Annotated in this window: 11 protein-coding genes and 1 pseudogene; 7 read left to right on the top strand and 5 right to left on the bottom strand. The window is 73.3% G+C overall.

Annotated features, from left to right (window positions below; translation table 11 throughout):
- From CG719_RS35260 to CG719_RS02320, 3 genes and pseudogenes are all read right to left on the bottom strand, one after another.
- A pseudogene (locus CG719_RS35260) lies at nucleotides 1–307 on the bottom strand (hypothetical protein); the annotation flags it as partial.
- A gap of 336 nt (nucleotides 308–643) precedes the next feature.
- A complete protein-coding gene (locus CG719_RS02325; protein ID WP_100566780.1) occupies nucleotides 644–1645 on the bottom strand; it encodes a DUF6745 domain-containing protein in 1002 nt (333 codons plus the stop codon).
- Between the two features lie 214 nt (nucleotides 1646–1859).
- A complete protein-coding gene (locus tag CG719_RS02320) occupies nucleotides 1860–2225 on the bottom strand; it encodes a hypothetical protein (RefSeq protein WP_100566736.1) in 366 nt (121 codons plus the stop codon).
- 177 nt (nucleotides 2226–2402) lie between these two features.
- Between CG719_RS02320 and CG719_RS02315 the strand changes: the two genes are divergently transcribed.
- From CG719_RS02315 to CG719_RS02290, 5 genes are read left to right on the top strand one after another with little or no spacing between them, the layout of a single operon-like run.
- Nucleotides 2403–3359, top strand: a complete 957-nt coding sequence (locus CG719_RS02315; RefSeq protein WP_100566735.1) for an STM4015 family protein — start codon at nucleotides 2403–2405, stop codon at nucleotides 3357–3359.
- A complete protein-coding gene (locus CG719_RS02310) occupies nucleotides 3340–4671 on the top strand; it encodes an STM4014 family protein (protein WP_199836468.1) in 1332 nt (443 codons plus the stop codon). The genes CG719_RS02315 and CG719_RS02310 overlap by 20 nt, the downstream gene beginning before the upstream one ends.
- 1 nt (nucleotide 4672) lies before the next feature.
- Entirely contained in the window at nucleotides 4673–5479 is an 807-nt protein-coding gene (locus CG719_RS02300) for an STM4013/SEN3800 family hydrolase (protein ID WP_199836484.1), read from the top strand.
- Nucleotides 5476–6852 (top strand): STM4012 family radical SAM protein, encoded by a 1377-nt coding sequence (locus CG719_RS02295; RefSeq protein WP_100566733.1) that lies wholly within the window; start codon nucleotides 5476–5478, stop codon nucleotides 6850–6852. The genes CG719_RS02300 and CG719_RS02295 overlap by 4 nt, the downstream gene beginning before the upstream one ends.
- Nucleotides 6853–6862: 10 nt before the next feature.
- Nucleotides 6863–7741, top strand: a complete 879-nt coding sequence (locus tag CG719_RS02290) for an STM4011 family radical SAM protein (protein ID WP_100566732.1) — start codon at nucleotides 6863–6865, stop codon at nucleotides 7739–7741.
- A 20-nt stretch (nucleotides 7742–7761) separates the two neighbouring features.
- Here the strand turns inward: CG719_RS02290 and CG719_RS02285 are convergent, their stop codons facing one another.
- Nucleotides 7762–8493 carry a hypothetical protein gene (locus tag CG719_RS02285; protein WP_100566731.1) on the bottom strand — a complete coding sequence of 244 codons (732 nt, stop codon included), beginning with the start codon at nucleotides 8491–8493 and terminating at the stop codon, nucleotides 7762–7764.
- 40 nt (nucleotides 8494–8533) lie between these two features.
- Nucleotides 8534–8884, bottom strand: coding sequence for a hypothetical protein (locus CG719_RS02280; protein WP_100566730.1), 351 nt, complete (start codon nucleotides 8882–8884; stop codon nucleotides 8534–8536).
- A 249-nt stretch (nucleotides 8885–9133) separates the two neighbouring features.
- Between CG719_RS02280 and CG719_RS02275 the strand changes: the two genes are divergently transcribed.
- A complete protein-coding gene (locus tag CG719_RS02275) occupies nucleotides 9134–11089 on the top strand; it encodes a sensor histidine kinase (protein WP_100566729.1) in 1956 nt (651 codons plus the stop codon).
- Nucleotides 11086–11727 carry a response regulator transcription factor gene (locus CG719_RS02270; RefSeq protein WP_199836467.1) on the top strand — a complete coding sequence of 214 codons (642 nt, stop codon included), beginning with the start codon at nucleotides 11086–11088 and terminating at the stop codon, nucleotides 11725–11727. Before CG719_RS02275 ends, CG719_RS02270 begins: the two co-directional genes overlap by 4 nt.
- Nucleotides 11728–11750 lie beyond the last annotated feature (23 nt).

The following is an 11750-nucleotide window of genomic DNA, read 5'->3' as shown; positions in this document are numbered from 1 at the left end:
ACACGGCTGAGCACGAGCCCTGACACCAGGACTCACTCCCGCTCAGTCCATAGGAACGGTGCCGGGTGAACAGTGCCTGATAGAGGTGGGCGATCAGTTCTTCGAACGGGGCCACCAGATCCAGATCGCGCGTGATCGTCCGCTGGTCGGCGACCCCGTCGTACGGCTGCCCGGCCGGACCGCGGAGGCCGGTGCCGCTGCCGCCGCCCGCGCCTGGGAAAGCTCCGGAGGAGAGCATCTGCCGGCGTAGTCGCATCGCGTCGTGCCGGGCGAGGAGTGCGTGGTAGTTGCCGTCTTCCGCGCTCATGATCAGCGTCCCCTCCGTGCCGCACGTCCGACGGCGGTCAGCCGCATGGCGTCCGGTCCGGTCGCACCCGGGGCGACGGCCGGGGCCGGAGCGCGCCGGGCCGGGCGGTCCGGTGCGCTGCCGGGAAGCCGGCGGATGGGTCGAGGCATGGGCGGGCTCCTGAAGAACAGTGTGAGGAACGGTGGGGGGATACGACGGGAACAAGGGACGATCCGTCCGCTGAAACCGCAGGTCAGTATGGCATTAGGGGCAAATGCCCCAACGTCCCCGGGTGCGGGGGACGTTGGGCCCTGGACAGGACCGGCGTCGTACTCTCCAACCGTGCCGACCCGGGGCTCAGGTCTCCCTCTCCGGCACGTAGTCGGCCTCCTCGAGACCGAAGGTCCAGGCGACTCCCTGTCGGGCGGTCCGGGTGCTCGGCGGAACCCGCAGCCAGTACGTGCGGTGGGTGCCGTCGGGCTCCGGAGTGGAGTTGACCACCTCGACCATCACCAGCGGCTCGTCACCCTCCAATTCGATGCGCCACAGCACGCCCGCCTTGTCGCGCTGCACGGGTTCGGCGCCGGAATCCTCCAGGTAGCGCTCGTAGCCGTAGTGCTCCAGCATCACGCGGCGCAGCTCGGCGTTCTCCTCCTCGCGTATGCGCTCCGGGGTCAACTCTCCAAGTTGGGCAAGGAATTCGGCGGGTATCGGCATACCGCGCCAGGCGTGCAGCGCGAACCCGTCGGGGAAGGCGAGCGCCGGTCCGTCCCCGCGGTCGAGCCGGCCGGCCTCGTCCCGGTGCAGCTCCACGGGGCGTTCGCAGACGACCGCGGCTCTCTCGTACGGCCACCACCAGCCCGCGGCGCGGGCGACCGCGGCGATTCCGTCGAGTGCCTCCGCGCCGTCCTGGCCGTCGAAGGCCGCCAGCCAGGCCGCGTCGTGCTGGCCGAGGACCGCGTCGAGCAGGACGAGCCGGACGGCCTGCTCGTCCTCGGGCGCGGTGGTCGAGGCCTCGACCACGCCGGTGCGTATGCGTTCGGTCAGCGCGACCGTGCCGTCCCACAGTTGGGCGCCCGTCAGAGCCCAGTGCGCGGCCCAGCCGGCCGGTCCCAGCCGGTCGAGGACGCGCTTCCGCGCGGCCGCCCAGGGCCGGGTGCGCACCGCGTCGCGGACGGTGCGGCCGGCCGTGCCCTCTGCCGTGAGCCGCGTGGCCACCGCCACGCCCTCGCTGGGCGAGCCCGCCCAGATGATGTGCTCCGGCTCCGGCAGACCCGCCAGCCGGTAGGCCAGGCGCACGCCCTCCTCGGCCGCCGGGCGGTCGGCGGGGCGGGTCGCCGCCGCCACCTCGCGCCACATCGCCGTCGTGTCCACCTGCACGGTCATCTCGCGCGTGGTGTCGAGCACGGTCTCGTGCGCGGTGTCCTGCGCGGTGTCCTGCGCGGTGTCCTGCGCGGTCTCGCTCACGGTTTTCGTCGGTGTCGTCATCGTTCCGCTCTTCGCTGTCCCGGTCCGGCCGTCTCACGGCGCTGTCCGAACGCGCCGCCTCAATCCGCTGTCTCTACGTGCCGCTTCAGCGCGCCGCTTCGGTGCGCCACTTCAGTGCGCTGTCCCAGTCGGCCACGACGCGCACCGCGCCGGGCGCGTACTCCCGCTGCCGCACCACGCGGTACCAGCCCTTGGGCAGCGATATCGCCGCGTGCTCCTCGTGCACCACCCGTCCACCGTCCGGGAGATGAAGGTAGGACGCGCCGAACGGTCCCGCCTCCCTGACCAGCGTCCCCGGTCCGATCACCGCGTGAGCGTGTCCGGTGACCTCGCCGAGAGCCAGGACGAGCCTCCCCCGCGCGTCCCTCGGCTGGTGCGGCAGCCGGTGCGTGCCCGGCGGCACGGCCGCCTCCGCCACGGGCACGATCAGAACATCCCCCTGCCGGTACATACAGGTCTCCCTTCCCCGTCGGCACCTCACCGACCGATGTCCACGACGCTACGCGGGGGGTCTGACAACGCCTCACATCGCAGCTTCCGGCCCGGCCCGGGACCGCCGATGTCAGAGCCGCTTGGTACAACTCTTCGCGAACAACGCAATGCGTGAGAGCCCCAGGAGGCCAGCGTCATGTCCCACGTCGAGCATCTGAAGGAACTGCACGGCCTCCCGGCCTTCGACTTCGCGCAGTTCGCGGGGAAGCGGGAGCTGCCGGAGGCGGGCGCCGCGGCCTGGTGGCTGGCCGTCGAGCCGTACGCGGACCCGCCGCAGGAGAACTTCGGTGAGCTGTGGGACCGCTTCCTCGACTCCGTCGATCCCGCCGGGGTGCGGGCCATCATCGTGGGCCAGTGGGGTGAGGCGTACGAAAACGACTCCAGCAGCATCGTGCGGCGTCTCGTGGACGCCCGTGACCGGCTGACCGCGCTCCGGGCCGTGTTCATCGGGGACCTGGAGATGGAGGAGTCGGAGATCTCCTGGATCGAGCAGTCCGATGTCACGCCGGTCCTCGACGCGTATCCGCTGCTGGAGGAGTTCGGGATCCGCGGCGGCACGGGGCTGCGTTTCCCGGCGGTCCGCCACGAGCACCTGCGCAGGCTCCGCTTCGAGGCCGGCGGTCTGCCCGGCGAGGTCGTACGCGGTGTCGCAGCCGGCGAGTTCCCCGCCCTGGAGCACCTCGACATGTGGCTCGGCGTGGAGGCATACGGCGGCGACTCGGGGGTCGCCGATCTCGCCCCGATCCTGGCCGGGGGACGTTTCCCGGCGCTGCGCCATCTCGGCCTGCGCAACAGTGAGATCCAGGACGAGGTCGCCGCCGCCGTCGCCGGGGCTCCCGTCGTCGCCCAGCTGACGTCGCTCGACCTGTCGCTGGGCGCGCTCACCGACGACGGCGCGGCCTCGCTGCTCGGCGGGCAGCCGCTCAGCCATCTGACCCGGCTCGACCTGCACCACCACTTCCTGAGCGAGTCCATGGCCGATCGGATCCGCGAGGCCTTCGGCTCCAGCGGTACCGAGGTGGACGTTTCGGACCACCAGACGCCGGACAGCTGGGGAGACCAGGAGTGGCGGTATGTCGCGGTCTCCGAGTAGCCCGGCGCCCGCCGGCGGCCTGCGGTTCGCCGTCGTCGGCAATCCCGAGAACCGGCGGACGACGATGTTCGCCGACGCCGTTCGCGCGGCCGGCCATCCGGCACCCCGCGTGCTGGCGTGGCGGGACGTGCTGCATGGACGGTATGCCTTCTCGCGGGGTGAGTTGGTGCGGATCGACTCCCCCGGCGAGGACGCCGAGGTCGACCGGTTGCTGCGGGACACCGACGACCCCACCCGGGTCGAGGGGACGGCTCTGTGGCACCGCCGGTTCACCGCCGCGGTCCGGGAGCTGACCGCCGCGGCGCGGCACGCGGGCGCGGTGACCGCCGCCGACCCGGAGGACATCGCGGTCATGTTCGACAAGCGGCGCTGCCATGCCCGGCTCGCCGCCGCGGGCGTGCCGGTGCCTCCGGCCCTGACGGGTCCGGTCGGTGGCTGGTCCGGGCCGGACGGTCTCCGGGAGCAACTGAAGGCGGCCCGGATCTCACGTGCGTTCGTGAAGCCGGCGCACGGGTCGTCGGCCTCCGGTGTCGTGGCGCTGACGCTGGCGGGTCCGGGCCGGGTCAGGGCGACGACCTCCGTGGAGACCACGGCCGACGGCCGCCTCCACAACTCCCTCCGGGTGCGCCACTACACCACGGAGCCAGAGGTCGCCGCCCTCGTCGACGCGCTGGCCCCGGACGGGCTCCATGTCGAGCGGTGGCTGCCGAAGGCCTCGCAGGGCGGCCGGGCCACCGACCTGCGGGTGGTCGTGGTGGCAGGGCGCGCCACGCATGCGGTGGTACGGACCAGCCCGCATCCCATGACGAATCTGCACCTCGGTGGCGCCCGTGGCGACCTGGACGCGGTACGCGCGGCGATCCGGACCGCGGGAGGCCGTTTCACGGACATGCTGGACGTGGCCGAACGGGCGGCCGCGTGCTTCCCGGGCACCCTGTGCGTCGGCGTGGACGTCCTGCCGGCGACGGCCTGGCGCCGCTTCACGGTCGGCGAGGTGAACACCTTCGGGGATCTCCTGCCCCGCCTCACCGGCCTGCCGGGCAGTGGCGCCGAGGGCCTGGACACCTACGCCGCACAGGTCGCGGCCGCACCGGCCGTCGTGCGGGCGGCCGCAGGGACCGAGGCGCCGACCACACGGACCTCGGCAACGGCCCCCGCACCAGCCGTCATACGGGACGCCGCACGGACCGACGCACCAGACGCCGCACAGGCCGCCGGACGGACACCCGCACCGGCCACCGCACCGGCCACCGCACCGGCCCCGGCACGGCGAGCACAACGCAAGGAGCACCACCATGACCCCAGCGCTTGACATGAACGACATCGTGGGAAGCCGCGACATCCTGTTCGTCACACTCGACACCCTCCGCTACGACGTGGCACAGGAGTTGGCGGCGGCCGGACGCATTCCGAATCTCGCCCGGCATCTGCCAGGCGGCGCCTGGGAGCGCCGGCACGCCCCCGGCAGCTTCACCTACGCCTCCCACCAGGCGATGTTCGCGGGCTTCCTGCCCACGCCGGCCGCGCCGGGTCCGCATCCTCGGCTCTTCGCGGCCTGTTTCGCGGGCAGTGAGACCACCGCGAACGGCACCTTCGTCTACGACACCCCCGACCTGGTCTCGGGCCTGGCCGCGGTGGGCTACCGCACCGTGTGCATCGGCGGCGTGGGTTTCTTCAACAAGCAGGGTCCGCTGGGCTCCGTCCTGCCGGGGATGTTCCAGGAGAGCCACTGGCGGCCGGAGTTCGGGGTGACCTCACCCACGTCGTTCGAGGCCCAGGTGGACTGCGCGGAGCGAGTCGTCGCGGAACTCCCCCAGGATCAACGGCTGTTCCTCTTCATGAACGTGTCGGCCCTGCATCAGCCCAACTGGTTCCACCTCCCCGGGGCCACCCGCGAGGCGGGTGACACGCGGGCCACCCACACCGCGGCGCTCGAGTACGTCGACCGGCACATGGGACGGCTGCTGGCCGCCGTCGCCGGCCGCCGGCCGTGCTTCGCCGTCGTCTGCTCCGACCACGGCACGGCCTACGGCGAGGACGGCTACAGCGGCCACCGCATCGGCCATGACGTCGTATGGACCGTGCCCTACGCCCACTTCCTCGTCGACGGAGACCGATGACCGTGACCGTCACCAGCGCCGAAGCGGTGGTCGCGCCCAGCGCCGTCCGCCCGTACCAGCAGTACGTCTACGCGTATCCGCACAAGACCGCGTACCGCCCCCTCGCCCGGGAGCGGGCCTCCCTGCGCGCGCTGTGGGCGGACGAGCCCAAGGACGCGCTCTCGCTCTACTTCCACATCCCGTTCTGCGAGGTCCGCTGCGGCTTCTGCAATCTCTTCACCCGGATCGGGGCACCGGACGGCCTGACCACGGCCTACCTGGACGCGATGGAACGGCAGGCGGGCGCGGTGCGCGAGGCGCTGGGGGACGGGGCGCGGTACGCCAACGCGGCTTTCGGCGGCGGCACTCCGACGTTCCTCGAGGCGGCCGAGCTGGAGCGGCTGTGCGATCTGGCCGAGCACGGTCTGGGCGCCGACCTCGCCGCGATCCCGCTGTCGGTGGAGGCCTCGCCCGCCACGGCGACCGCCGACCGGCTGGCGGTGCTGGCCGCCCGCGGCACCACGCGGCTGAGCCTGGGCGTGCAGAGCTTCGTCGACTCCGAGGCGCGGACGGCCGTACGCCCCCAGCGCCGGGCCGACGTCGAAGCGGCCCTCGCCCGGATCCGCGACGCAGGCATCCCCGTCCTCAACATCGACCTGATCTACGGCATCGACGGCCAGACCGAGCAGTCCTGGACCCGTTCCCTCGACGCCGCCCTCGCCTGGCGGCCGGAGGAGCTGTACCTCTACCCCCTCTACGTGCGGCCGCTCACCGGTCTCGGCCGGCACCGCGGCTCGGCGCCCGGCGGTGACGCCGACTGGGACGAGCAGCGGCTGCGGCTGTACCGCCACGGCCGCGACCACCTGCTCGCGCGGGGCTACCAGCAGGTGTCGATGCGGATGTTCCGCCGCGCGGACGCCCCCGCCACCGGCGGCGAGGACTACGCGTGCCAGAGCGACGGCATGGTGGGCCTCGGCTGCGGCTCCCGCTCGTACACCTCCACGCTGCACTACTCCTTCGACTACGCCGTCGACATGCATCGCATACGCGGGATCATCGACGACTACACGGCACGCGCTGCCGACGACTTCCGACACGCGGACTTCGGCTGGGAGATGACCGCTGACGAGTCCCGGCGCCGCCATCTGCTCCAGTCCCTGCTCCAGGCCGAGGGCATGCCCGTCGCGGACTACCGGGCACGTTTCGGCAGCGCGCCCGGCGACGACTTCGCCACCGAGCTGGACCGGTTCCGCGAGCGGGGCTGGCTGGACGGCTCCGCGGGCCCGGAGCTGCTGCGGCTGTCCCCGGAGGGGCTCGCCCACTCCGACGCGCTGGGGCCCGAGTTGTTCTCCACCGCGGTGCGCGAACGCATGGCCGCGTACGAACCGAAGTGACGGAGCACGCATGGACCTGACGATCCTCTACCGCGGCCCGCTGGCGTCGTGCGACTACGACTGCCCCTACTGCCCCTTCGCCAAGCGCCGGGACAGCCGCGGTCAACTCACCGCGGACCGCGCCGCGCTGGAGCGTTTCGCCACCTGGGCGGCGGCGCAGCGCGACGACCGGCTCTCCCTCCTGTTCACTCCGTGGGGCGAGGGCCTCGTGCGGTCCTGGTACCGGCGTACGCTCGCGGAGTTGAGCCGGCTCCCGCACATCCGGCGGGTGGCGATCCAGACCAATCTCAGTTGCCGTACCGACTGGCTGGACACCGCCGACCTGGACTCCCTCGCCCTGTGGTGCACCTTCCACCCCGGGCAGACTCCGTACGACCGCTTCCTGGCCAAGTGCCACGACCTGGCCGCGCGCGGTGTCCGGCACAGCGTCGGCGTCGTCGGCCTTCCCGAGCACCTGGAGCAGGCGCGCCGGCTGCGCGCCGACCTTCCCGACCACGTGTACCTGTGGGTCAACGCCGCCGAGGGCCACACCTACACCGACGCCGAGGCCGACCGGTGGACGGCCCTGGACCCGCTCTTCCCGTACAGCCGCCACCCGCACCGCAGCGCGGGCCTGCCCTGCCGTACGGGAGAGTCGGTCATATCGGTGGACGGCGAGGGCACGGTGCGCCGCTGCCACTTCGTCCGCTCGGAGCTGGGCAACCTGTACGACGGCTCCTACCGGCGGGCCCTGAGCCCCCGCCCGTGCCCGCTGGCCGTGTGCGACTGCCACATCGGCTACGTGCACCTGGAGACGCTGCCCCTGTACGACGTGTTCGCGGGCGGCGTCCTGGAACGGATCCCGGCAACGCCGCCCGCGGTGCAGCGCCTGATACCGACGCCCCGGTAGCGGGCAGCCCCCGGGCGTCGTCAGGCGGGGCGGCCGGGTGCTCGGTCGAAGTCGTCGTCGCTCATGCGCAGGAGTGCCCAGCCGGCCCCGGCGAAGCCGGCCGCGGCGACGAGCAGGCCGATGCCGGCCGCGATGTGCCCCGGCATGAAGGGATGGGTGAAGCCGCCGAGGGCCAGGGCGATGCCCGCCCAGGCCGGCGCGGCGCCGCTGCGCCACAGGGCGAGGCCGAGCAGCAGCAGACCGACGACGATGCCGATGATGAACAGCAGGCCGCCCGTCAGGGCCAACGGGTCCTCCTCCAGGGCCCTCTGCAGCGCGGCCACGGTCGGCACGTCGAGGCCGCGCTTCGCCGTCATGTACGCGAGCAGGTCGCCGCCCTGGTTCAGGGGGAATCCGGCCAGTTGACCGAGGAGTGCGAGGAGCGCGCCGGCGGTGGTGAGCCGGGGCGCGCCCCGGCGGGACACCCAGATCACGGCGAACGTCGCCGGGATCAGCAGGACCAGGAACGGTACACCGAGGTACTGGGTGACGCGGGCCTGGTCGAGGTGCCCGGTGTAGGCGGTCACGGTGTCCTCGAAGGACGTGCCTCCGTCGACGGGGCTGAGGATGTAGCTGAGCCCCATGCCGGTCATCGGCAGCGGGGCGACGACGGCGAGCAGGACGCGCCAGAACCCTCGCATGTCTTTCAGCGGCTTCGGCGGCCGCGTCGGGGTCGGCCGGCTGCCGGTGTCGGGGGCGGTGTCGGGCTGCATGATGGAACCTCCGTTCCGGTACGGGAAGGGTGAGAGTGGGTCAGCTCGCCTGCGGTGTTTTCGCCGACCCGCCCGCCACGACGTACGCGAGGGCCAGGCCGGTGCCGGCCGCGCTGAGGACGAGGCCGATGAGGGCGCCGTCCCAGCTCCGGAGGAGGGCGACGACCGCGCCGACCAGGTTGAGCGCGCCGACGGTGACCACGGCGGGCGCGGCCCAGGCGGCGGAGCGGAGCAGAGCGATCGCGGTGACGACGCCGACGACGCCGAGCAGGCTGATCAGCCAGGCGGCCGGGGCGGGGATGCCGTTTCCCCCGTCGTCGAGGGCGATCGGCAGATTGAGCAGCGACATGGCGAGGGTCGCGACGGCGGCGGAGCAGCGGACGGTCCTCATGGCGGCCTCCTGGATGCGGCGTTGGCCAGACCAGCGTCGGGCTCGCCGGGATCCCCGGCCCAGGGTTCGCCTTCCCGCGCCGGCGCGGTCGCGTCCGGCGCGGGACGCCCCGATTCCCGGGCGGACCGGGAAGGTTTCCCGCGGCTCCGGGAACTACGGCCGTTGATGACGCCGGGCACGGATCGGGATACTCGACGCATCGACACTTCGCGCGGACACCGGACCCGGGACGGCAGCCGATGGGCCGCCGTGACGCTGGCGGCTGTCCTCGTCGGGGTGGGCTTCGTGCTGTGGTGGATGGCCACGGGGCGGCCGATGGCGGACTCCGGTGGGTCCCCGGCCTTCGTGGAGCCGCTGGTCACGATGATCGCCTACGGGGTGGCGGGGGCCCTGCTCATCGACCGCCGTCCGGACCTGCCGTTCGGGTGGCTGCTCGCCGGGGCGGCCGTGCTGGTCGTCGTGCGGGTGCTGGTCCTGCCGCCGGCGTACGCGGCCGTCCTGGACGGCGACCGCGGTGTCCCGGCGCGCTGGGGGCTGACCGCCGGGACCCTCGCCTTCGCGCCGGTCGCCGTGCAGGGTCTGATCAACATCCGCTTCCCGTCGGGACGGCCGGCCGGGCGGTGGAGCGCGGTCTTCGAGAAGGTGATCATCGCCTGCACCGTGCTGGTGATGGTGGGCGGGCTGCTCGGCGGCACGACCCTGCGGGACGCCGGGAACGGCGTGACCGAGCTGTCCCACCCGCTCACCGGCGGGAGCGTGGTCGGCCGGATCGCCGACGCGGCGACTCTCCTGGCGCCCGTGGTGGTGCTGCTCGGCCTGATCGCGGGCATCGGCGTCGTGGTCCGGTTCGCGCGGGCCGAGGGTGTCGCCCGCCAGCAGCTCAAGTGGCGGGCGGTGGGCGTGGTCGTGGCGCTGGCGCTGTTTCCGCTCGCCGTCACCGAGCAACTGCCTTCGCTCACGGACAGCGTCGACACGGTCGTGTTCGTCCTGACCCTGGCCGTTCCGGTGCTGCGCTACCGGCTGTGGTCCATCGACACGGTCCTGCGCCGTTCCCTCGTGTACGGCGCGATCACCGCCGCCCTGGTCATCGGGTTCGCCGTGCTGACGGGGCTGGCCACCCGCGTGGTCTCCCGGCAGGTGGCGGCCCCGGTCGCCGCCGCGGCCGTGGCACTGTCCTTCGTGCCGCTGCGCGACCGCACGCAGCACCTGGTGGACCACCTCTTCTACGGTGGCCGCCAGGATCCGTACCGGACGCTGCGGGACCTCGGGCAGCGGCTCAACGCCGTCCCGGGCGGCGACGCGCTCGGCTCGTTCGCCCACGCAGCGGCGTCCGCGCTGCGGCTGCCGTACGTGGCCGTCGAACGCGCCGACGGTACCCGCGTCGCGTCCTACGGCACACCGGTCGAGCCGCTGGAACGCCGGCCTCTGCCGTACGAAGGCCAGGTCGAGGGCTTCCTGGTGGCGTCGGCGCGACGCGGCGAGGAGGGCTTCGACGACCGCGACCGCGCCCTGCTCTCGGACCTCGCCGGTCAGCTCGGTCTGGCCCTGCACACCCGGACCCTCACCGCCGAGCTGCTGCGGTCGCAGCAGCGCCTGGTCTCCGCGCGGGAGGAGGAGCGGCGGCGACTGCGCCGCGAACTGCACGACGGCCTGGGTCCGGTGCTCACCGCCGTCGGCCTCACCCTGGACGCGGCCCGCGCACGGCTGGAGACCGACCCGTCCGCGGCGGACACCCACATCGCCGCGGCCCGCGAGGCCGCCGCCCAGGCGCTGGCGGACCTGCGCAAGGTGGTGCACGGGCTGCGCCCGCCCAGCCTCGACGACCTCGGGCTGGCCGCGGCGCTGCGCTCGCAGGCAGACCGGCTCACGGCGGGCTCGCCGCTGCGGGTCACCGTCGAGGCGGGCGAACTGCCCGGCCTGCCCGCGGCGGTGGAGGTCGCCGTCTACCGCACCGCCGTCGAGGCGATCACGAACGCGGTGCGGCACAGCGACGGACGGCGGTGCCGCGTACACCTGGACGCCTCCGCACGCGAGTTGGTGCTGCGGGTGGGCGACGACGGTACGTCCGGCGGTCCGTGGCTGCCCGGGGTCGGCGTCACCGCGATGCGCGAACGCGCCGCGGAACTGGGCGGACGCTGTCAGGCAGGCCCCGGTCCCGAAGGCGGCGCCGTCACCGCCTGGTTCCCGCTCCCGGAGACGCCATGATCCGTGTACTGCTCGCCGACGACCATCCCCTGGTGCGCCAGGGGATGCGCGCGGTCCTCGACGCCGTCGGCGGCATCGAGGTGGCCGGTGAGGCCGGGGACGGCCTCGAAGCCGTCCGCAGGGCCGTCGAGCTGCTGCCCGACGTCGTCGTGATGGACCTGCAACTGCCGGGACTGCACGGCATCGAGGCCACCCGGCAGATCCGGACCCGGGTGCCGGACGCGGCCGTGCTGGTCCTGACGATGTTCGAGGACGACGCGACGGTCTTCGCCGCCGTCCAGGCCGGTGCGCTCGGCTATCTCGTCAAGGGGGCCGACGGAGCGGACATCGTCGCCGCCATCCACGCCGCCGCGGCAGGGCAGCCGGTGTTCGGCGCGGCACTGGCGGGGCGGCTGCGTACGTGGTTCGTGTCGCCGCCGCCGCAGGACGGCCCGTTCCCCGAACTCACCGCGCGGGAGCGGGAGATCCTCGACCATCTCGCGGCCGGGCTGTCCAACGCCGAGATCGGGCGGCGCCTGCATCTGTCCGGCAAGACCGTGGCGAACAACGTCTCGGCGATCCTCGCCAAACTGCACCTCACCCAGCGCAGCCAGGCCATCGTCCGGGCACGCGACGCCGGTCTGGGCCGCCCTCGCTGAGAACTCCCCCCTCCTCCGGTCCG

It is taken from the genome of Streptomyces sp. CB01373 (assembly GCF_002803075.1).
Taxonomy (GTDB): Bacteria; Actinomycetota; Actinomycetes; order Streptomycetales; family Streptomycetaceae; genus Streptomyces.
This window is presented reverse-complemented; position numbering and strand designations above follow the sequence as displayed.